Origin of the sequence: Pseudarthrobacter sp. PvP004 (assembly GCF_017876035.1) — a bacterium.
Taxonomy (GTDB): domain Bacteria; phylum Actinomycetota; class Actinomycetes; order Actinomycetales; family Micrococcaceae; genus Arthrobacter; species Arthrobacter aurescens_A.
The window spans coordinates 3,269,639-3,289,625 of record NZ_JAGINL010000001.1; the positions used below are offsets into that span (position 1 = coordinate 3,269,639).

20 protein-coding genes are annotated in these 19,987 nt (G+C 63.0%); 15 read left to right on the plus strand and 5 right to left on the minus strand.

The window, feature by feature from the left end; all coding sequences use genetic code 11:
• Positions 1–90 precede the first annotated feature (90 nt).
• Positions 91–1,284 carry a CynX/NimT family MFS transporter gene (locus J3A64_RS14650; protein WP_210064670.1) on the minus strand — a complete coding sequence of 398 codons (1,194 nt, stop codon included), beginning with the start codon at positions 1,282–1,284 and terminating at the stop codon, positions 91–93.
• A gap of 82 nt (positions 1,285–1,366) precedes the next feature.
• The gene (locus tag J3A64_RS14655; RefSeq protein ID WP_210064671.1) at positions 1,367–2,572 is read right to left on the minus strand and encodes an ROK family transcriptional regulator; all 1,206 of its coding nucleotides are present in this window, start codon (positions 2,570–2,572) and stop codon (positions 1,367–1,369) included.
• Positions 2,573–2,746: 174 nt separating this feature from the next.
• On the opposite strand from J3A64_RS14655, the gene J3A64_RS14660 reads away from it, so the two are divergent.
• From J3A64_RS14660 to J3A64_RS14705, 10 genes are all read left to right on the plus strand, one after another.
• Positions 2,747–3,523 carry a sugar phosphate isomerase/epimerase gene (locus J3A64_RS14660; protein ID WP_011773468.1) on the plus strand — a complete coding sequence of 259 codons (777 nt, stop codon included), beginning with the start codon at positions 2,747–2,749 and terminating at the stop codon, positions 3,521–3,523.
• On the plus strand, positions 3,520–4,641 hold the full coding sequence (locus J3A64_RS14665) for a Gfo/Idh/MocA family protein (RefSeq protein WP_210064672.1): 1,122 nt from the start codon (positions 3,520–3,522) through the stop codon (positions 4,639–4,641). The genes J3A64_RS14660 and J3A64_RS14665 overlap by 4 nt, the downstream gene beginning before the upstream one ends.
• Before the next feature lie 17 nt (positions 4,642–4,658).
• Positions 4,659–5,834 carry a Gfo/Idh/MocA family protein gene (locus J3A64_RS14670; RefSeq protein WP_014920730.1) on the plus strand — a complete coding sequence of 392 codons (1,176 nt, stop codon included), beginning with the start codon at positions 4,659–4,661 and terminating at the stop codon, positions 5,832–5,834.
• A gap of 1 nt (position 5,835) precedes the next feature.
• A complete protein-coding gene (locus J3A64_RS14675) occupies positions 5,836–6,837 on the plus strand; it encodes a sugar phosphate isomerase/epimerase (RefSeq protein ID WP_210064673.1) in 1,002 nt (333 codons plus the stop codon).
• A gap of 11 nt (positions 6,838–6,848) precedes the next feature.
• Positions 6,849–7,568, plus strand: a complete 720-nt coding sequence (locus J3A64_RS14680; RefSeq protein WP_210064674.1) for a PD40 domain-containing protein — start codon at positions 6,849–6,851, stop codon at positions 7,566–7,568.
• A 20-nt stretch (positions 7,569–7,588) separates the two neighbouring features.
• Positions 7,589–8,611: a Gfo/Idh/MocA family protein gene (locus J3A64_RS14685; RefSeq protein WP_210064675.1), complete on the plus strand. Its 1,023-nt coding sequence runs from the start codon at positions 7,589–7,591 to the stop codon at positions 8,609–8,611.
• Positions 8,612–8,614: 3 nt separating this feature from the next.
• On the plus strand, positions 8,615–9,109 hold the full coding sequence (locus J3A64_RS14690; protein WP_210064677.1) for a heme-degrading domain-containing protein: 495 nt from the start codon (positions 8,615–8,617) through the stop codon (positions 9,107–9,109).
• A gap of 128 nt (positions 9,110–9,237) precedes the next feature.
• Positions 9,238–10,269, plus strand: coding sequence for an LLM class flavin-dependent oxidoreductase (locus J3A64_RS14695; RefSeq protein ID WP_210064679.1), 1,032 nt, complete (start codon positions 9,238–9,240; stop codon positions 10,267–10,269).
• A gap of 54 nt (positions 10,270–10,323) precedes the next feature.
• The gene (locus tag J3A64_RS14700) at positions 10,324–10,590 is read left to right on the plus strand and encodes a type II toxin-antitoxin system Phd/YefM family antitoxin (RefSeq protein WP_011773458.1); all 267 of its coding nucleotides are present in this window, start codon (positions 10,324–10,326) and stop codon (positions 10,588–10,590) included.
• Entirely contained in the window at positions 10,587–10,847 is a 261-nt protein-coding gene (locus J3A64_RS14705) for a type II toxin-antitoxin system RelE/ParE family toxin (protein WP_210064680.1), read from the plus strand. The genes J3A64_RS14700 and J3A64_RS14705 overlap by 4 nt, the downstream gene beginning before the upstream one ends.
• Positions 10,848–10,860: 13 nt before the next feature.
• On the opposite strand, the gene J3A64_RS14710 is transcribed toward J3A64_RS14705, so the two are convergent.
• Complete coding sequence (locus J3A64_RS14710; protein WP_014920724.1) at positions 10,861–11,529, minus strand: response regulator; 669 nt, start codon at positions 11,527–11,529, stop codon at positions 10,861–10,863.
• Complete coding sequence (locus J3A64_RS14715) at positions 11,526–13,103, minus strand: sensor histidine kinase (RefSeq protein WP_210066174.1); 1,578 nt, start codon at positions 13,101–13,103, stop codon at positions 11,526–11,528. The genes J3A64_RS14710 and J3A64_RS14715 overlap by 4 nt, the downstream gene beginning before the upstream one ends.
• A 291-nt stretch (positions 13,104–13,394) precedes the next feature.
• Between J3A64_RS14715 and J3A64_RS14720 the strand changes: the two genes are divergently transcribed.
• From J3A64_RS14720 to J3A64_RS14735, 4 genes are read left to right on the plus strand one after another with little or no spacing between them, the layout of a single operon-like run.
• Complete coding sequence (locus tag J3A64_RS14720; protein WP_011773454.1) at positions 13,395–14,402, plus strand: tripartite tricarboxylate transporter substrate binding protein; 1,008 nt, start codon at positions 13,395–13,397, stop codon at positions 14,400–14,402.
• The gene (locus tag J3A64_RS14725) at positions 14,399–14,902 is read left to right on the plus strand and encodes a tripartite tricarboxylate transporter TctB family protein (RefSeq protein WP_011773453.1); all 504 of its coding nucleotides are present in this window, start codon (positions 14,399–14,401) and stop codon (positions 14,900–14,902) included. Before J3A64_RS14720 ends, J3A64_RS14725 begins: the two co-directional genes overlap by 4 nt.
• Positions 14,902–16,503, plus strand: coding sequence for a tripartite tricarboxylate transporter permease (locus J3A64_RS14730; RefSeq protein ID WP_210064681.1), 1,602 nt, complete (start codon positions 14,902–14,904; stop codon positions 16,501–16,503). The genes J3A64_RS14725 and J3A64_RS14730 overlap by 1 nt, the downstream gene beginning before the upstream one ends.
• A 57-nt stretch (positions 16,504–16,560) precedes the next feature.
• On the plus strand, positions 16,561–16,953 hold the full coding sequence (locus J3A64_RS14735) for a universal stress protein (protein ID WP_011773451.1): 393 nt from the start codon (positions 16,561–16,563) through the stop codon (positions 16,951–16,953).
• Positions 16,954–17,021: 68 nt separating this feature from the next.
• Here J3A64_RS14735 and J3A64_RS14740 read toward each other — a convergent pair whose 3' ends face one another.
• The gene (locus J3A64_RS14740; protein ID WP_210064682.1) at positions 17,022–18,374 is read right to left on the minus strand and encodes a NosD domain-containing protein; all 1,353 of its coding nucleotides are present in this window, start codon (positions 18,372–18,374) and stop codon (positions 17,022–17,024) included.
• A gap of 334 nt (positions 18,375–18,708) precedes the next feature.
• Here J3A64_RS14740 and J3A64_RS14745 point away from each other — a divergent pair, with 334 nt between their 5' ends.
• A complete protein-coding gene (locus J3A64_RS14745) occupies positions 18,709–19,986 on the plus strand; it encodes an ABC transporter substrate-binding protein (protein WP_210064683.1) in 1,278 nt (425 codons plus the stop codon).
• Position 19,987: the final 1 nt, after the last annotated feature.

A 19,987-nucleotide genomic window follows, 5' to 3' on the forward strand; every position in this document is an offset into this window, starting at 1 on the left:
GCCCATTTCGATGCCCCGCTGCACATCGTGCCGTGCGCACGGCACGATCAGCAGGGAACCCCCGAATCGGGCCGGCCAAGCGAGAAAAGCTCAGCGCTGCCGGGCCACCCAGCGCACGGACAACGTGGTGCACACGCAGAACGCGAGCACCGAGCCAAGGATCACGAACAGCGGCACCGTCCAACCCCCGGTAACGCTGTGAACGAACCCAACAACAGTGGGAGCCAACGCAGCGAAGCAGTAGCCAACACCTTGCACCACAGCGGACATCTTCCCGGCAGCGGCTTGGGAGTGCGCGAACTTGATGATGGCTATGAAGATCACCGTGATGCCGCCACCCTGGGCAACACCGCCCAGCGAGGACCACAGCCACCAGAACCCAGGGGCCAGCAACAAGCCCACGGGTACCGTCAGCCACAGCGCACTCAAGGTGACCGCCACCGTCGTCGTACTCGCGAAGCGGGCCAGGAGCGGCACGCCCAAGCCGCCCACGATCGCGAAGATCTGGAAGAGCGAGGAGCCTGCGCCGGCGTCAGCGGTGCCCATGGCGAGTTCGTCGGACAGGAAGCTGGGCAGCCACGCGGTGACGCCATAGTAAGAAAACGCCTGCCCCGCGAAGCCGAGCGTGAGGCCCACCGTCAGCCAGCCCACACCCGCAACGGGACCGGAGCCGGAAGCCGGAGGAACAGGAACCGCAAGGGGAACAAAAGCCTTGCGAGCCCCGACAGTGGGCACCCAGAACAGGATTGCCGCCAACGCCAACAGGGCGCTCGCCGCCAAGGCCAGCCGCCAGCCCACCAACTCAGCAAGGGGTGCCGTTGCCACGGATGTCAGGAATGAGCCGACGTTGAGGGCGGCGGTGTACACGCCCATGGCGGTTGCCTGGCGCCGGGGTGCGAAGTCGCGCCGGATGATGAGCGGCACCGCGATGTTGCCGATGGTGATGGCCACGCCAATGATGACCGTGCCCACCATCACCGAGACGCCGCCGCCGCTGGAGCGGATGATCACACCGGCCAGGACTCCGAGCAGGGTGAGCATCACTGCGACTTCTGCCCCGAGACGCCGGCCCGCCAGTGAGGCCAAGGGCGAAGCCAGGGAGAAGCAGAGCACGGGGATGCCGGTCAGAAGCCCCAGCTCAACCGGCGAAAAGCCGAGGTCCTGCTGAAGGGAGTCCACCACTGGCGCCACGGCCACGAAAGGACCCCGCATGTTGAGGGCAATCAGCCCGATGCACGCAAGGATCAGCCAGCCGCGGGGAATCTTGGCGAATAGACGGCTCATTGGGCGCACGACGAAGCAAGGAAAATAAACATCAGTTTCATTGCTATCACGGCGCTACCCGGCAACCGGCATCCAGCGAGGCTCATCCCGCTGCTTGGAGCGTGGCCTCAATCACTGCCGGTGACAAGACGTGCTGGGTGACCATGTGGCTGGCGCCGAGGATGGCGGCGCGCTGGCCGGCTATGGAAATGCCGATGCGCAGGTGCGTTGTGGCCAGGGGCAGGGATCGCCGGTAAACCACTTCGCGGATTCCGGCCACGAGGTGTTCGCCGGCCTCCCCCACGCTGCCCCCGATGATGATCATGGACGGATTGAGCAGGTTGACCACGGTGGCCAGTACATCGCCGACGTCGCGTCCGGCCTGCCGCAGCGCCTGGATGGCCTGAAGGTTCCCTTCGCCCACGAGGCGCAGGACATCAGCACCGTTGGAAGCTTCCAAACCTTGCGCTTGCAGTTGACGTGCGACGGCGGGACCTGACGCGAGCGCCTCCAGGCAGCCGTTATTGCCGCAACGGCAGAGGACGTCGTCGCCGCGCGGAACACGGACGTGGCCGAGGTCGCCGGCTGTGCCGTTGGCACCACGCTGCAACTGACCGCTGCTGATGATGCCCGCGCCGACGCCGGTGGCCACTTTGATGAACAGGAAGTTGTCATGGTCCGGCCAGTACGCGGTCCGTTCGCCGAGCGCCATGATGTTGACGTCGTTGTCCACCAGGACGGGAACGGGCAGGGAGCGCTGAACGTAAGTGACGACGTCGAATCCGTCCCAGCCAGGCATGATGGGCGGCTTCACCGGTCGACCGGAATCGTGCTCAACGGGGCCGGGCAGTCCAATGCCCATCCCGGCAAGGTCGCCAAGTTCCCGGCCGGCTTCGGCCAGGAGTTCCCGGCCCGCTGACACCACGCGGCCCAGGACCACGTCCGGACCATCGGCGACTTCCTGCCCCAAGCGTCGCTCCGCCAAAACGTTGCCACCGAGGTCGGTGACGGCAACAATCACGTGGGTAGCTCCGACGTCGACGGCAAGGACCACCCGCGCTGCCGGGTTGAAGGCAATGCGCGACGGCGGCCTGCCGCCTGTGGAGGTCGCTTCACCGGCGGTCCCGACGAGCCCGGAGTTAATGAGCGCGTCAATGCGTGAGGCCACCGTGGACCGGGCCAACCCGGTGGTTTCGGCGAGCTCAGCACGGGTGCGGGCCTTTCCGTCGCGGAGGAGTTGGAAGAGATTCCCGGCGCGCGAGAGATTGCCGGCCTCTGGCGCGGCGGTGTTTCCGGCCGCTGTTGTCATGCATTTAGTGAAGCATGATTGCTTATGCATGTCATCCGCCGGAAGTTCCGCGGAATATTTACAACTTTTGCTAGACGCTCGGTAAAAGTCCCTCTAGGCTGAAATGAGTGCGCTCACTAGACTGACGCCATCTCGCCAATATTCCTGAACAGCCCTCTCCGGAAAAGGAAACCAATGTCTTACTCGATCCAGCTCTACACCTTGCGGGACGCTCTGCAGGAAGACCTGCCGGGAACCATCAAGAAGGTTGCCGAGATTGGTTTCACGCAGGTTGAGCCGTACAACTTCGTGGCCACGGCCAAGGAACTCGGTGCTGCATTGAAGGAGAACGGCCTCACCGCTCCATCGGGCCACGCGCCGCTGCTGTCACAGGACCAGGACCAGATTTTCGCAGCGGCCAAGGAACTGGGCATCACCACGGTGATCGATCCCTTCCTTCCGGCTGAGCATTGGCAGGACGCCGAAACCATCCAGGCAACGGCAGCCAAGCTCAACGCTGCAGCCAAAAAGGGCGCTGAGTACGGCATCCGGGTGGGCTATCACAACCACGCGTGGGAGCTGGAGTCCACCATTGAGGGCAAGACCGCCCTGGAATACTTCGAAGGACTGCTGGATCCGGAACTTGTCCTGGAAGTGGACACGTACTGGGTGGCGGTCGGCGGCCAGGATCCCGTGGAGCTCTTGGCCCGCTTGGGTGACCGCGTGAAGCTCATCCATATCAAGGACGGCCCGGGTAACACCGACACCAAGGCACAGCAGCCTGCAGGCCAGGGCACCATTCCGGTGCTGGACGTTATCGCCGCAGCCAAGTCCCTGGAAGTAGGCGTCGTGGAGTTTGATGACTACTCCGGCGACATCTTCCAAGGCATCACCGAGAGCCTGCAATTCCTGACCGCCGCTGCCAGCGCCAACGCCGCCGAGGGCACCGTTTCCCGGGAGGCCGGCGCATGAGCTTCGCACCTTCAACCCGCAAAGGCCCGGTTGGCGTCGCCGTCATCGGCGCGGGCAACATCAGCAAGCAGTATCTGGACAACCTCACGGTCTTCCCGGATCTGAAGGTCTTGGTGATCGCAGACCTCTTCGTCGAGGCCGCCGAAGCACGGGCCAAGGAATACGGGATCCCGGAGTTTGGTGCGCCCGAGCTGGCACTGAACCATCCCGACGTCGAAATCATCGTGAACCTGACCATCCCGGCAGCGCACGTCGAGGTTGCCACGGCTGCGGTGAACGCGGGCAAGCACGTCTGGACTGAGAAGCCCTTCTCGCTAGACCGCGAGTCCGGGCTTGGCCTGCTCAAGGCCGCAGACGCCGCCGGCATCCGCCTGGGCACCGCACCGGACACGTTCCTCGGAGCCGGTTTGCAGACGGCCCGCCGGATCATCGAACGTGGGGACATCGGGACGCCGTTGACCGGCATGACCACGTTCCAGACCCCCGGCCCGGAATCCTGGCACCCGAACCCGGCGTTCCTTTTCCAGCACGGTGCTGGTCCGCTGTTCGACATGGGACCGTACTACCTCACTGCGCTGATCCAGACCTTCGGGTCCATCCGTAAGGTGGCCGCCGTCGGCTCCTCTGCCACGGCGACCCGCGTGATCGGTTCCGGTCCCAAGGCGGGCGAGGAATTCGCCGTCGAGGTTCCCACGCATGTGTCCGCGATGGCGCAGTTCGAAGGTGGCCAGTCCTCGCACAGCGTGTTCAGTTTCGAGTCCCCGCGCCTGCGGATGGGCTTCGTGGAAATCACTGGCTCAGAGGCGACGCTGTCCCTCCCGGATCCGAACTATTTCGACGGCGACCTGAAGCTCTGGCGTCCCGGAGCGGAAGAACCGGAAATCATCCCTGCAACGGGTCCGGCCAACGGCCGCGGCCTGGGTGTTCTGGACATGGCCCGCGCCCTCCGTGCCGGCACCGCCCACCGCGCCACAGGTGATCTCGCCTACCACGTGCTGGACAGCATGGTCTCGATCGCCGAATCCGTGGAATCGGGAACGTTCGTGGACGTCACCAGCAACGCCCCCGTCTCGGCTGCCCTCCCTGAGGACTGGGCACCCGAAACCGCGACCCTTTAGAACCGGCGAGGAACCTGATGACTATTTCCAACTCCTCCCCGCTGGGAGTGGCGGTAATCGGCTATGCCTTCATGGGCAAGGCCCACTCGAATGCCTGGCGGAACGTGGGCAGTTTCTTCGACGTCCCCGCTTTCGAGCAGAAAGTGCTCGTGGGCCGGGACGCCGGTGCCGTCGCGGAGGCCGCCGCCAAATATGGCTGGGCCGAGTCCGCCACGGATTGGCGTGCCGTGCTTGAACGGGACGACATCCACATCGTCGATATTTGCGCGCCGGGATGGATGCACGCCGAAATCGCCACTGCCGCGCTGGAAGCAGGCAAGCACGTCCTCGTGGAGAAGCCGCTGGCCAACACTCTGGGCGAGGCCGAGGCGATGGTGGCCGCCGCCGCTTCAGCCCGGGCCAACGGCGTCCAATCGATGATCGGCTTCAACTACCGCCGGGTCCCTGCCCTGGCACTGGCCCGCGAGCTCATCGCCGAAGGTCGCCTCGGCACTGTCCGCCACGTCCGCGCCGCGTACTTGCAGGACTGGTTGACCGACGCCGAGTCCCCCATGACCTGGCGCCTCCGCAAGGAAACCGCCGGATCCGGTGCGCTGGGCGACATCGCCTCGCACGCCATCGACCAGATCCTGTACCTCTTGGACGATCCCGTCACGGAGGTATCCGGCCGCCTGCAGACCTTTGTTGATCAGCGCCCAGGCGCTGATGGGCTGGAGGATGTCACGGTCGACGACGCCGCCTGGGTCAATCTGACGCTCGCCTCCGGAGCAATCGCCTCAGTGGAGGCCTCCCGCGTAGCGACCGGCCAGAAGAACTCCCTCAGGCTCGAAATCTACGGTTCGCTCGGATCGCTGACGTTCGATCTGGAAAACCTCAACGAACTCAAGTTCATGGACACCACAGTGCCCGTCCGGGAGCAAGGATTCCGACGGATCCTGGTCAGCGAACCCGAACACCCCTACCTCGAAGCGTGGTGGCCGCAGGGGCACATCATCGGTTGGGAGCACACGTTTACGCACCAGATCCGGGACTTCCTGACTGCCATCGCCACAGGTGTTGCTCCGTCGCCGTCGTTCGAGGACGGCCTGAACATCCAACAGATCTTGGCTGCAGTGGAAGAGTCCGCCGCAGCTAAAAGCTCACTGATCCAGCTGTCCGCAAGGGCAACCAGCACCGCTACTGAAGGAGCCTGACATGCCCCGCCCGTACACCCTGTTCACCGGCCAGTGGGCCGACCTTCCCTTCGAGGAAGTCGCGCGCCTTGCCTCGGGCTGGGGCTACGACGGCCTGGAAATCGCCGTCTCCGGAGACCACCTGGACGCCTGGCGCTGGGACGAACCCGGTTACGTCGAATCCAAACTCGCCATCCTGGAAAAGTACAACCTGAAGGTCTGGGCCATCTCCAACCACCTCAAGGGCCAGGCCGTGTGCGATGACCCCATCGACTTCCGCCATGAAGCGATCGTCGGCTCCCGTGTGTGGGGCGACGGGGAACCCGAAGGTGTCCGGCAACGCGCCGCAGAGGAAATGAAACACACCGCCCGCCTCGCCCGCGCCCTGGGCGTGGACACCGTGGTCGGCTTCACCGGCTCCTCCATCTGGCAATACGTCGCGATGTTCCCGCCCGTCCCGGAAAAGGTCATCGAGGCCGGATACCAGGACTTCGCCGACCGTTGGAACCCCATTCTGGACGTGTTCGATGAATGCGGGGTCCGCTTCGCCCACGAAGTCCACCCGAGTGAGATCGCCTACGACTACTGGACCACCGTCCGGACCCTCGAAGCGATCGGACACCGGGAAGCGTTCGGCCTGAACTGGGACCCGTCCCACTTCATGTGGCAAGGCATCGATCCCGTGTCCTTCATCTGGGACTTCAAGGACCGGATTTACCACGTGGACTGCAAGGACACCAAGCTCCGCCCCACCGGCCGGAACACCGTGATGGGCTCGCACCTGCCTTGGGGCGACCCCCGCCGAGGCTGGGACTTTGTCTCCGCCGGACGCGGTGACGTGCCCTGGGAATCGTCCTTCCGGGCCCTGACTGCGATCGGCTACACCGGACCCATCAGCGTGGAATGGGAAGACGCAGGCATGGACCGCCTCCACGGCGCCCCCGAAGCCCTCGCGGCGCTGAAGAAGTTCGACTTCCCGGCGTCGCAAACCAGCTTCGACGCCGCCTTCAGCAGCAAGGACTAGGACCAACCGACGTGATCCGCACCTTTCAACCAGGTCAGCGCTGCGAGGTGTGGGTCGCGTCGGTTGCTGGCGAGGCCGAGCTGCTCTACAGCACTGACGACGTACTCTTCGAAGCACCCAACTGGACCCTGACTTCGAAGGGATCGGGCCACGCGCTTGTCCTCAACGGGGACGGAAAGCTGTGGACGCTGGACGTGACCGGTGGTCATCCCGTGGAAGTTCCGCTCACCGGTATCCCTGACCTCAATAACGATCATGTGCTGGCACCTGATGGAGAGAGCATCTTCCTCTCCGCCAACGACGGCCACATCTACCGCGCCTCGCTTTCCGGTGGCCCCGCCACCAGGATCACGGACGACGACGGCTCTTTCCATTTCCTCCACGGCGTCAGCCCGGACGGCAAGGAACTGGCCTACGTGGGCATCGAGGCGGGCGACTTTACGCAGCCGGGTCGCCTCATGACCATAACGTCCGACGGCGGCGCTATCGCCCGCGTTGATGTCGGGTCCGGTCACTGCGACGGCCCGGAGTACTCGCCGGATGGGAAGTGGCTCTACCGGAACGGAAGGCCACCCCGCCGACTTGCCGGTCGACGTCGTCCTTGTTTCGACCGAGGACTGGACCACTCCCCTCCATACATGGCCACTTTTCGGCGGCCAAGGTACCCTCAACGTCAACAGCTGGTCGCCGGATTCCGTGCGCTTTGCGTTTGTGGCGTACCCAATTTCTGACTCAACAAAGGACTAAGCACGTGACCCTCAGCAATGGCACCTCCGACGGAACAATCCGCTGGGGAATCCTCGGCACAGGATTTATTGCCGGGCTCCAAACGCAGGACCTGAAAGAGAATGGCTTTGCGGTGCAGGCGGTGGGTTCGCGCTCATCGGACTCAAGCAAGTCGTTCGCGGAGCAGTATGGCGTGACCACCGCTCACGGGAGCTATGAAGATCTGGTGGCAGACCCGCTGGTTGACGTGGTCTACATCGCCACGCCTCACCCCTTCCACCACGCGAACGCCCTGTTGGCGTTAAATGCGGGCAAGCACGTGCTGGTGGAGAAGTCGTTCACCATGAATGCGCGCGAAGCACAGGACATCGTTGACCTCGCTGAGTCCAAGGGACTCGTTGCCCTCGAAGCGATGTGGACGCGATTCCTGCCGCACATGATCCGCATCCGCGAACTCATCGCTGCCGGCGCTATTGGTGAGGTCCGCAAGGTGGTGGCCACCCACAACCAGAGCCTCCCCCAGGACCCTGCACACCGGCTCAACGATCCCGCGCTCGGTGGCGGAGCGCTGCTGGACTTAGGCATCTACCCGATCTCCTTCGCGTTCGACATTCTCGGCACCCCGGCCGCAGTCCGGGCCAGCGCCACCATGTCGCCCACCGGCGTGGACCGTCAAACGGCAGCGATCTTTGAGTACGCAGACGGTGCTCAGGCGATTGTTGATTGCGAGCTCGACGCCGCCAGTGCCAACCGCGCCATGGTCATCGGGACGGATGGGTGGATCGACATTGAACACACTTGGTACAACCCTGTGCCGTTCACGGTTCATGCCGTTGATGGCAGTGTTGTTGAACGGTATGACCAGCCCGTCGGCAGCCGTGGAATGCAGTTCCAAGCTGCTGAGCTGGAACGCCTGATCCGCGCAGGAGAGACCGCCGGAACCATCTTGCCGCCGGGTGAGACCGTGTCCATCATGGCCGCGATGGATGAGATCCGACGCCAGATCGGGTTGAGCTACGAGGCTGACGCTGCAGTGGAAGGGAAATGAACAATGACTGAGTCACCGCGGCACGCTGAACTCCGCCAGCAGGAAGAAGAGCTGGTCTTCGCATCGTTCGACAACCACGACGCCTGGCGGCTTGGTTCGCTGATCGCCAACCACGCCATCGCGTCCGGGTTTGGAGTGGCGATCGATATCCGCCGCCACAACCTCGTGCTCTTCCGCTGCGTTTTGCCGGGAGCCACCTCAGACCAAGAGGAGTGGATCCGCCGCAAGTCTGCTTCCGTGCTGCGCTTTGAGCACAGCACGGCGTTGTTGTCCGAGCAGTTTTCTGCCCGCGGTCATAGCCCTTTGGGTGGTGGCTGGCTTGCGCATGAGGACTACACCTTGGCCGGAGGATCGTTCCCCATCCGCGTCCGCGGAGCAGGCGTGATCGGCGCGATCACCGTATCCGGGCTGACGTCCGATGAAGACCACCAGATGGTGGTGGACGGGATCCGGAACTACCTGAAGACGGTAGGGAATCAGGTTCAGCTCCCAGGCTGAGGGCTTCGTCCCGCCAGTGAGATACGGCGGCTTGCCCGCTCCCATCACAAAAGGTAACCTCCCGCCGTCGTCCCCGGTACCGCCGCCTATTCTGGGCAGTAACTGCCGACCCAACCCGAAGGACGTCCATGCCCCGCCCCGAACAGCCCCTCCGCAAGCTTGGTTTCCTCACCATCGGCCTGTTCGACGCTGCGGACCCGGCGGCTGGCCACCGGTCCACGCTGGAGATCATCGAGCTCGGTGAGCAGTTGGGGTTCGACAGTGCCTGGCTCCGGCACCGTCATTTGCAGTTCGGAATCTCCTCCCCGGTAGCAGTCATGGCGGCCGCCAGCCAGCGCACGTCAAGGATTGAGCTCGGAACCGCGGTAACCCCGCTGGGTTGGGAAAACCCGTTGCGGCTGGCCGAGGACCTGGCCACCGTGGATCTGCTCGCAGGCGGACGGATCAATCCGGGGTTGAGCGTGGGAGAACCGATGCACTACGACACCGTGAAGCATGAGCTGTACCCGGATTCCACAGAATCAGAGGACTTCTCATACGCCCGCGTGGAACGCTTCGCCCGTCTGGTCAGAGGCGACAAAGTTCGGGACTTCTCCGGCAAACAGGGCGTTGTGGAGGAATTCTCCAACCGGGTGGAGCCGCACTCCCCCGGACTGCGCAGCCGCCTCTGGTACGGGGCAGGCAGCATGAAATCAGCCGTCTGGGCCGGAGAAAACGGCTTCAACCTGCTCTCCAGCAGCGTGATCTTCCCGGACAAGGACCAGGAGCCGGACTTCGCCAAGGTCCAGCAATCGCAGATCCGCGCGTACCGCGAAGCAGCCGCCGCAGCCGGAAACACCGCCCGGGCATCGCAAGGTTTGGTGGTCATCCCCACAGATTCTGCTTCCAGCGGCCAGCGTGCGAAGTACCAGCGCTACGTCGATGAACGCACTCCCCGCACACAGTCACCGCAGGGACCGAAGGGCATGATGTTTGCCAGGGATCTCATAGGCACCAGCGACGAAATCGCCGAGCAACTATATTCACACGCAGGATTCCAGGAAGTGGACGAGGTGGCGTTCGCCCTGCCCTTCAGCTTCGACCACGAGGACTACGTGCAGATCCTCACTGACATCGCAGGGAAATTGGGGCCAGCCTTGGGGTGGAAAGCCAGCATATGAGCCAAAAGCGCCTTTATGTACATTTCAGCGCTCGACGACGCGTAAAATCGCAGCATGACCGAGATGACAGTCACCGTGGCCCGGAGCCGACTTTCCGAAGCGGTTGACACGGCACGAGTAAGCCATGAACCGGTGTATTTGTTGCGCCGTGGCCGCCGCGTGGCAGCACTGATCGACGCAGAAGATCTCGCCAAGCTGATTGAGGCAGCTGAGGACCTCAACGACCTCCGCGCAGCCAACGCTGCACGGACCGAAATGACCGAGACCGGCGATGCCGCCGTGCCATGGGAGGAAGTCAAAGCGGAGCTGGGCCTGGCTTGAGTTACGCCGTTCAGGTTGCGCCCGCGGCGGTCCGCCAATTGCGAAAGATCCCACCGGAAGCACGCCGGCGCATCCAGGCCGCCATCGAAATCCTCGCCGAAACACCTCGTCCTCCCGGGGCAAAGAAGCTCTCCGGAAGCAGCGGAGACTGGCGCGTCCAGACTGGTAACTATCGGATCATCTATGAGATCCGCGACGCACAACTCATTGTTTTGGTGGTAGCCATGGGCCACAGGCGGGACATCTACCAGCACTAGGTGAGCGTCCGGCTTACCGCCCCTTCAGCACATATCGCCTTTCAGGACGCCCGACGCCGTACTTGAGTCTGACCTCCAGCGCCCCTTCGTCGTGGAGGTACTCCAGGTAACGGCGGGCGCTGACACGGGACGTGCCAAGTTGCTCGGCCAGCTCCGCTGCGGAGAGATCCCCAGGCGCTGTTTTCAGGGCTGATTCAACCAGTCCGAGGGTTTCCACGCTGCAACCCTTGGGCAGTGTCCGTTCGGAAGCAGACAGCCCAAAGACCTTGTTCACATCAGACTGTTCGGCCTCCACCTTGGAAGCGTCCAGGCCTTGGTAGGCACTGAGGTAATGCTCCAACCGTTCCTGCAGGTCAGACTGGGAGAAGGGTTTGATGAGGTAATGGACGATCCCGCCGCGCAAGGCCTTTCGGACGGTTTCCACCTCGCGGGCAGCGCTGATCACCAGGACATCGAGGTCCGGTGCAACATCACGCAGCTGGTGCATGAGCTCCAGTCCGTTGATGTCCGGGAGATGGATGTCCAGCAACACGAGGTCGGGCTGGAGCCTTTGCGTTTCAACTAGGGCCTGCGCACCCGTGTGTGCCACGCCCACCACTCCGAAGCCTGGGGTCCTTTGGATGAATCCGGCGTGGACCTTGGCCACCATGAAGTCATCGTCAACAATCAGTACTTGGATCATGGCTGGGAGGCCCCTTTCGTGAATCGAGCCGTGAAGACGGCTCCGTCGTCGTTGACCACCGTCAAGTCTCCCCCGGAGCGCCGGCAGATCACCCGGGACAACGCCAACCCAAACCCCCGCGCATCGCCCGGTCCAGGCTCTTTCGTGGAGAAGCCTTGTTGGAAAATATCCTCTGCGGAGCCGGAAGGAACACCGGGACCGTTGTCCCTGACTGTGACTGTGACGTCGTCACCCGAGTTAACCACCAACACTTGGACCGACGCCCCAGGAAGCCCAGTGACGGCGTCGAACGCGTTATCTACCAGGTTCCCCACCACGGTGGTGAGGTCGCGTGACAGTTCCTCGTTGACGCGTGGCAGCGCGGACCTCGGGTCCAGTTTCAGGTCCACACCGCGCTCCGTTGCCAGGCTGGCTTTGGCGATCAGCAGGGCTGCGAGCGCGGGGTCCTCGATGCGGCTGGTGACGTCGTCGTTGAGCCGTGTCCGGTCTACGGTGGCGCCGTTGACGAACTGGACCACGGAGTCGTATTCGCCGATTTGGATGAGGCCGGAGATGACGTGGAGTTGGTTGGCGAACTCGTGGGCCTGGGCCCTCAGGGTATCGGTGACGGTGCGGGTGGCACCGAGTTCGCTTTCGAGAGAGGACAGTTCGGTCCGGTCCCTCAGCGTGGTGACGGAGCCGATGTCGCGTCCGTGGGAACGCAGGGCAACGCGGTTCATAACCACTAGCCGCTCCCCCACGAGTACCAATTGATCCGCGTCTGACTGTTCGCGGGTGAGGACTATCTTCAGGGCCGGATCCACGTGGAGGGATCGCAACTTCTTTCCCACACAATCCGGTGGCAGGCCGAGGAGTTGCCGGGCGCTCTGGTTGGCCACCGTGATGCGCTCGTGGGGATCCAAGGCGACCACGCCTTCCTTCAGGCCCTGCAGCATCGCTTCACGATTCTCCACGAGGCCCGTGATTTCGCGGGGTTCCATGCCGAGGGTTTGCCGTTTGACGCGGCGGGACAACAGGAGGGATCCGGCGACGCCCAGGATGCTGGCGACACCCAGATAGGTGAGCAGGTTGGGAACGGCGTCGCCGAGTCGCTCAATGGTGGATGGGTAGTTCCTGCTGATTGATGCGACGCCAATGACTTTTCCGGAATCGTTCAGGACCGGGACGTGGGCGGACAGCACGGCACCGCTGCTTCCTGGCAGCACACCTGTCCAGGCGCGCCCTTCCATCACCTGGCTCTCACCCAGCGGCAGGGGTTGGCCCAACAGGCTGGGATCCGATGATGCCACCACGGTGCCGTCAAGTTTGGCGAGTGCCACATGTGATGATCCCGAAACGGTGCGCACGGATTCGGCCACGGCCGGAAGGGCTGAACCGACGCGCGGTTCGGCCTCCGGCAACAATGCGCGGACGGTGGGGTTGCTGCCCAAGGCTTCAGCGGCCAGCAGCGCACGGCGTCCTTCAGTCCGCTCGAAGGTGGCGGCGGATTGAGCCAAAGAAATGGCAACAACGGCAACAAGAACTGCGAGGACGATCAGCAACTGCAGCACAAGGTACTGCCCTGCCAAGGACATGCCTCTTCTTCGAGTCAGTCGAGTCACTGCTGGTTCCTTTGGTGGTGCCGGAGATCGGAGGGGCGGACAACAGCTTCCCCCGTGGCGTATCGGAACTATACCCCAGCGGCACAGAAGACCCCAGCGGCACGAAAGACCAGCTCAGACCGCAGAAACCCGTGAACGCAATGAACTTAAAGATCACTGCGAACACAAGAGTGATCCCTGTCACTGACGCGCCTAGCATCAAATCAACGGGGCACAACGCTGATCGCCCTGCACTGAATTTTCAATGATGAGAAGAGGAACACCATGCGCCAGATCCGCGCATTGCGAGTCGCCGCCGTCGCTGCCGGCATCGCCCTGATGGCCACCGGCTGCGGTGCCACAGGTAAGTCCACCGGTTCTGACAGCACCGGCGCAGCAGCAGGACCCATCACCGGACTCCAGATCATGGTTCCGAACACTCCGGGTGGCGGCTATGACACCACCGCCCGCGCGGCCGCCAAGGTACTGGACGACGAGAAGATCTCCACCAACACCGAGGTCTTCAACCTTGCTGGTGCCGGCGGGACAGTGGGCCTCGCCCGCATCGTCAATGAAAAGGGCAACGGCGACCTCACTATGCTGATGGGCCTGGGTGTTGTTGGAGCCAGCTACACCAACAAATCCGAGTCGAAGCTGACCGAGACCACTCCCTTGGCAAAGCTCATCGAGGAGCCCGGCGCCATCATGGTCAGCAAGGACTCACCCTACAAGACCATCGATGACCTTGTGACGGCGTGGAAGGCCAACCCGGGTTCCATTGCCGTTGGCGGCGGTTCCTCGCCGGGCGGCCCGGACCACCTCCTGCCGATGCAGTTGGCCGGCGCTGTTGGCATCGACGCTACCAAGGTCAACTTCGTCTCTTACGACGGCGGTGGCGACCTCCTCCCAGCCATCCTCGGCAACAAGCTCGGCTTCGCCGCTTCAGGTGCCGGAGAGTACTTGCAGCAGATCAAGTCCGGTGAGATCCGGGTCTTGGCCACCAGTGGCGAGAACCGTCTGGAAGGCGTGGACGCACCCACGCTGAAGGAATCCAACATTGACCTGGTCTTCACCAACTGGCGCGGCATTGTGGCCCCTCCGGGTATCAGCGACGACGACAAGAAGTCCCTGATTGCAGCACTTGAGAAGATGCACGCCTCCGCAGGCTGGAAGGAAGCGCTCAAGACCCACAGCTGGTCCGATGCCTTCGTCACCGGTGACGAGTTCCAGACGTTCCTGACCGACCAGGACAAGCGGGTGGCAGACGTCCTGAGCAAGCTCGGGTTGGCGTGAGCTCCTTAGCCACAGGCCTCAAAGGCCGCGCCGAGCTGGGGGTCTCCCTCCTGCTCGGCGTGGTCGGCGTTCTGGTCTTCTTGGACGCGAACGGCTTGGTCACCCCGTACTCGCAGTCGGACCCGGTGGGTCCCAAGACCGTTCCGTTCATTGTTTCCGGACTACTGATTGTCTGCGCCATTCTCCTTGCCATCAACGTCCTCCGTGGCGGCAAGGGCGAAGCCGAAGGCGGCGAAGACGTTGACCTGGCACACCCTGCCGATTGGAAGACCGTCCTCCCGTTGGCCGGAGCTTTCATCCTGAACATCCTGCTCATCGACTGGGCCGGCTGGGTCATTTCCGGAACCGTCCTGTTCTGGGGCAGCGTGTTGGCCCTCGGCAGCCGCCGCTACATCCGTGACGGCCTGATTTCCGTCGCACTCTCCTTGCTGACCTTCTACGGCTTCTACCTCGGCCTGGGCATCGCCCTTCCAGCCGGGCTCCTGGAAGGAATCCTCTAATGGACGTCTGGTCCTCCCTGATGGACGGTTTCGCCACCGCCCTGACCCCCATGAACCTTTTATTCGCCGTGATCGGCGTGCTCCTGGGCACCGCCGTCGGCGTTCTTCCCGGACTTGGCCCGGCCATGACTGTGGCTTTGCTGCTTCCGGTGACTGCCGCATTGGAGCCCACCAGCGCGTTCATCATGTTCGCCGGCATCTACTATGGCGGCATGTTCGGCGGTTCCACCACCTCCATCCTGCTCAACACACCAGGAGAATCGTCGTCGGTGGTGACAGCCATTGAAGGCAACAAGATGGCTAAAGCCGGCAGGGCCGCGCAGGCTCTAGCCACCGCGGCCATCGGCTCCTTCATTGCAGGTACCATCGGCACTGCGCTGCTGGCCGTCTTTGCACCCATCGTGGTGCAATTCGCTGTCAGCCTCGGTGCGCCAAGCTACTTCGCCATCATGATTCTGGCCCTCCTTGCGGTGACTGCCGTCCTCGGTTCGTCCAGGCTACGGGGTTTCGCCTCGCTGGCCCTGGGCCTGGCCATCGGACTGGTGGGCATCGACTCGGTGACCGGCCAACGCCGCCTGACCTTCGGCCAGCCGCTGCTGGTGGACGGCCTGGACATTGTGGTGGTGGCTGTTGCCATCTTCGCCGTAGGTGAAGCCCTCTGGGTTGCCGCCCACCTGCGCCGGACTCCCTTGCACATCATTCCCGTGGGCCGTCCGTGGATGGGCAAGAAGGACTGGGCCCGCTCCTGGAAGCCCTGGTTGCGCGGCACAGCATTTGGTTTCCCGTTCGGCGCTTTGCCCGCCGGTGGCGCGGAAATTCCCACCTTCCTCTCCTATGTCACGGAGAAACGTCTCAGCAAGCACCCGGAGGAGTTCGGCAAGGGCGCCATTGAGGGCGTCGCCGGACCTGAAGCAGCCAACAATGCGGCCGCTGCAGGGACGCTGACCCCGATGCTCGCCCTCGGCCTGCCCACCAACGCGACGGCCGCCGTCATGCTCGCGGCCTTCACGTCCTACGGCATCCAGCCCGGTCCGCAGCTGTTCTCCAGCCAGGGACCCTTGGTGTGGGCGCTGATCGCAAGCCTCTTCATCGGCAACTTCCTGCTCCTGCTCATCAACCTGCCCCTGGCGCCGGTCTGGGCGAAGCTGCTGCAGCTCCCCCGCCCGTACCTCTACGCAGGCATCTTGTTCTTCGCTACTTTGGGTGCCTACTCGGTCAACCTGCAGGCTTTCGACCTGGTGATCCTGCTGGTTCTCGGCGCACTCGGGTTCATGATGCGGCGGTTCGGACTTCCGGTCCTGCCGCTGATCCTCGGTGTGATCCTGGGGCCGCGCATCGAAGGTCAGCTCCGCAAGACTCTGCAGTTGAGCGCGGGCGATCCTGCCGGCCTCTTCAGCGAACCCATCGCGATAGTGGTCTACATCATCGTGGCGATCATCCTGGCATGGCCGTTCATCTACAAGCTCATCCGCCGCAACCGTCCTGCTGCAGCAACAGTGATCCCAGGCAACTCCGGGGCGACTGTCCCGAGGGAAGCCGGCGGTGTAAGCCACGGCAGCCACCGCGCCGACGGAACGGCAGACGGCGACGGCGATGGCTAGCCTGGCGGCTTGTCCTGCCTACCGCCTCCCCAATAACCAGTACAACGAGGAGAAACCATGACCATCGTGGTGGGATACGTCCCCACACCTGAAGGCGAAGCGGCACTGACGCAAGCCATCGCCGAAGCCAAGAAAAGCAACGACACCCTGCTGGTCATCAACTCGTCCAAGGGCGACGCCTTGGTGGATAACCGATATGCCCAGGAACCGGATATCCAGAGCATCGAGGAGCGCCTCGCCGAGCACGGCATCCAGCACATCATCAAGCAACCCGTCCGCGGTCACGACGCAGCGGCCGAGGTTCTGGACGCCGCCGACGACAATGACGCCAGCCTGATTGTCATCGGCCTTCGCCGCCGCAGCCCGGTGGGCAAGCTCATCATGGGCAGCGTCTCCCAACGGATCCTGCTGGAGGCCGACTGCCCGGTGCTCGCAGTCAAGGCGGACTAACTTCAGAAAGCACGACGGCGGCTGGTCACCTTGGCGACCAGCCGCCGTCGTGCGTTTGCGGCCATACGTCAGGGCGTGGGCCGAATGGCTGTGTCCGGGCTGTAGGACGTGATGGTGGAGGCGGCGCCGCTGTCCAGGACCTTGGACCGGGTTGCCGATCCATCAAGAACCACGTGTTGGGAGTCCACGTTGCTGATGACGTGATTGGTGGCTATGACGTTGCCGTCCCCGCCTGCGATCAACATGATGGTGGGCTGGGCTCCCGCAGGGGCAACCTTGTTCGGCGGGACGTCGTAGGCAAACAGGTTGTTCGAGATCAGGTTGTTGTCCCCCAGCGCGTGGATGACGCCGTAGAGGTCATCCAATCCGTTGGTGCGGTCAATGAACGGAGGGAACCCTTCCGTGCCCCGGCGGAAATGGTTGGACGTGATGAGGTTTTCCTTGCAGCCATTCAGCAGCCGCATCATGCCGGGGTAGAAGCCTTGGAACCTGTTTGATGTCACGCTGCAGCGGTTGCAGCCGCTGAACTCAAGGAGACTGCGTCCTCGAGGAAAGAAGTTGTTCCCTGTGACCAAGAGGCCCTCGTGGTTTTCGGCGAGAAGCGTCACACCTTCGGGGCCGGCACCCATCAGGTTGTCGCTGACAATTGTTGCCTGTCCGGCACCGGTCAGTTCAACGCAGTTCCCGCATTCGGCAATCATGTTGTCGTGGACCCGGAGGGCGTCCGCACCTCGAACTATCAGAGCGTGTTCAAGATAGACGAACCCCATTCCGGTGATGTGGATGGAGTCATTGTCGGAGGCGACGTCAATGCCGGTCTTACCGTTCTTATAGCTGTTTCCGTCCGGGACGAAGTTGACTCCGTCAAGGCAGAAGTCCTTGAACACAATCCCGGACAGGCGCGGACTCCCGTCCCGCCGCACAAGGAATGCCTGGGGCGAGGATGGGGGCGTGAGGACGCGGATGTGGCTGCCACCCGGCTGAAGGTTCAGCCAGCCCGTGGTGTCCACGTTGTCTTTGATGCTGCGGGAGAAGAAGCCATGGCCAAAACCGGCGATGGTGAGGTAATCCACGTCCACCACCACTTGAGTGTGGAGGTCGTAGTCCCCCGGCGGGATGATCACCACGGCTCCCGGTCTGGTTTCCGGTGTGGATTGGCGTTTCTTGATGTCCGCGATGATGTCGTTGATGACGGCGCCTATATCCGACTCTGCCGTGACCTTGGGCTGGCCCTTGATTCGCCAGGCCGTGACGTCATAGACATTCGGCGAGTTCAACGGGCTGACTTTCGCGCCTTCGGCAGCTTCTGCCTTTGGAGACATCCCCAGGCTCAGGGCAGCTGCCAGCGTGCCCACGGCTCCCGCACCCACCAGCTTCCGCCGGCTGGTGTTGTTCATATCAAGCGTCGTATCAATTCCCATAGGGTTCTCCTGCCAATCCTTGGTCCATTGGTTTGTCCGGGGCAGCGCTCCGGCGTCCATGCGGTGGTGCCCCGGCATTGGCGTCTATGCCACGGTGTTGATGCCAAAAATGTGCCAAATCGTTTTATCTGAAGCTGAGAGAAACACTAAGCTGCGCTGAAGATCACTGTCAACGACAAAATCCGGGCAGCAATTTTGGCACCTAACACCACTCCAAGTGACTCTTGACACTTCCAAACTTTCGGCCCTACAGTGTTGCCAAGACGTTTTGGCAAAACGATTCTTCAACCAAATCACTCCTTTCACCCGTTCAAGAGAAAGTGAGTCGACAGCGATGTCCACTCGAAAAACCATCTCCAGGCTCGTCACCCTTGGCGGCATCTGCACCGCCGTCGCACTCGCAGCTACCGGATGCGGCGCAGGGGGCCCGGCACCGACGTCGGGCAGCGCCGCCGGCACCGTCAACGTCCTGGTGGAAGCCGGCGGTCACGCCGAACTCACCGGCGTGGCCGAACAATGCAAGAAGGACACCGGAATCGACGTCAACTTCGTCGAGCTGCCGTACGACGGCATGTTCAACCGGCTCTCCAGCGAATTCTCTTCCGGCAACGTTTCCTTCGACGTCGCCGCCCTGGACTCCGTGTGGCTCCCAAGCTTCAAGGACGCGGTCCAACCAATCGACGAAATCTTCACCGATGAGGCCAAGAAGGACATCTTCCCCGCCCTGGTCAAGGAAGCCAACGTGGATGGTCACTTCATCGGCCTGCCTGCGTGGACCAACGCCGAGATCATCCTCTACCGCAAGGACCTCTTCGAAGACGCCAAAAACAAGGCCGACTTCCAGGCGAAGTACGGCTATGAACTCGCTGCGCCCACCACGTGGAAGCAGTACCAGGACATCTCGGAGTTCTTCACCAAGGACGGCATGTACGGCACCGACGTCAAGGGAGCCGTGGAAACCGAATGGCTGGCCCACGTCCTGCAAGCGGGCTCCCCCATGGTCCTCGACGGCGACAACGTGGTGATCGACAACGCAGCCCACAAGGAAGCACTCGACTTCTACGTCAGCCTCACAAAGTCTGCGCCTCCAGGTGCAGCACAGGTTGACTGGGCTGCAGCCCAGAACCTGTTCAACCAAGGCAAAACCGCCATGACCCGCTTCTGGGCCCACGCTTACCGCCAGATCCCCAAGGATTCACCAGTGGCAGGAAAAGTGGGAACGGCAGCAATGATTGGCGGCAGCGCCGGCGTCGCAGGCGTCCCCGGACCCTGGTACCTGTCCGTACCGAAGGCCACCAAAAACGCAGACTCTGCGAAGAAGTTCATCAAGTGCGCCTACGACCACAACTCTCTGGGTATCGAATCCAGCCTTGGCCTGGCCTCCCGAGTTTCCGCGTTCGAGAAGTACCAGGACCAGCCCGGATACGAGAGCTTCAAGCCGCTGATCGAGACCCTCAACGGCAAAGCCACAGCCACCCGCCCGGCAACGGCCAAGTGGCAGCAAATCGTTGACACCGTCCTGGTGCCGCTCCTGCAGAAGGCAGTGGCCGGCGGTGACTCCGCAACCCTCCTGGCCGACGCCAAGAAGCAGATCCAGGACCTCCTCAAGTAAA

Coding starts and splice junctions, on each gene's coding strand:
- J3A64_RS14715 (WP_210066174.1), bottom strand. CDS start 13,103: ATGTCCTTGGCAGGGCAGTACCTTGTGCTGCAGTTGCTGATCGTCCTC.
- J3A64_RS14690 (WP_210064677.1), top strand. CDS start 8,615: ATGACTGAGTCACCGCGGCACGCTGAACTCCGCCAGCAGGAAGAAGAG.
- J3A64_RS14730 (WP_210064681.1), top strand. CDS start 14,902: ATGGACGTCTGGTCCTCCCTGATGGACGGTTTCGCCACCGCCCTGACC.
- J3A64_RS14655 (WP_210064671.1), bottom strand. CDS start 2,572: ATGACAACAGCGGCCGGAAACACCGCCGCGCCAGAGGCCGGCAATCTC.
- J3A64_RS14665 (WP_210064672.1), top strand. CDS start 3,520: ATGAGCTTCGCACCTTCAACCCGCAAAGGCCCGGTTGGCGTCGCCGTC.
- J3A64_RS14735 (WP_011773451.1), top strand. CDS start 16,561: ATGACCATCGTGGTGGGATACGTCCCCACACCTGAAGGCGAAGCGGCA.
- J3A64_RS14710 (WP_014920724.1), bottom strand. CDS start 11,529: ATGATCCAAGTACTGATTGTTGACGATGACTTCATGGTGGCCAAGGTC.
- J3A64_RS14745 (WP_210064683.1), top strand. CDS start 18,709: ATGTCCACTCGAAAAACCATCTCCAGGCTCGTCACCCTTGGCGGCATC.
- J3A64_RS14670 (WP_014920730.1), top strand. CDS start 4,659: ATGACTATTTCCAACTCCTCCCCGCTGGGAGTGGCGGTAATCGGCTAT.
- J3A64_RS14740 (WP_210064682.1), bottom strand. CDS start 18,374: ATGGGAATTGATACGACGCTTGATATGAACAACACCAGCCGGCGGAAG.
- J3A64_RS14700 (WP_011773458.1), top strand. CDS start 10,324: ATGACCGAGATGACAGTCACCGTGGCCCGGAGCCGACTTTCCGAAGCG.
- J3A64_RS14695 (WP_210064679.1), top strand. CDS start 9,238: ATGCCCCGCCCCGAACAGCCCCTCCGCAAGCTTGGTTTCCTCACCATC.
- J3A64_RS14675 (WP_210064673.1), top strand. CDS start 5,836: ATGCCCCGCCCGTACACCCTGTTCACCGGCCAGTGGGCCGACCTTCCC.
- J3A64_RS14660 (WP_011773468.1), top strand. CDS start 2,747: ATGTCTTACTCGATCCAGCTCTACACCTTGCGGGACGCTCTGCAGGAA.
- J3A64_RS14720 (WP_011773454.1), top strand. CDS start 13,395: ATGCGCCAGATCCGCGCATTGCGAGTCGCCGCCGTCGCTGCCGGCATC.
- J3A64_RS14650 (WP_210064670.1), bottom strand. CDS start 1,284: ATGAGCCGTCTATTCGCCAAGATTCCCCGCGGCTGGCTGATCCTTGCG.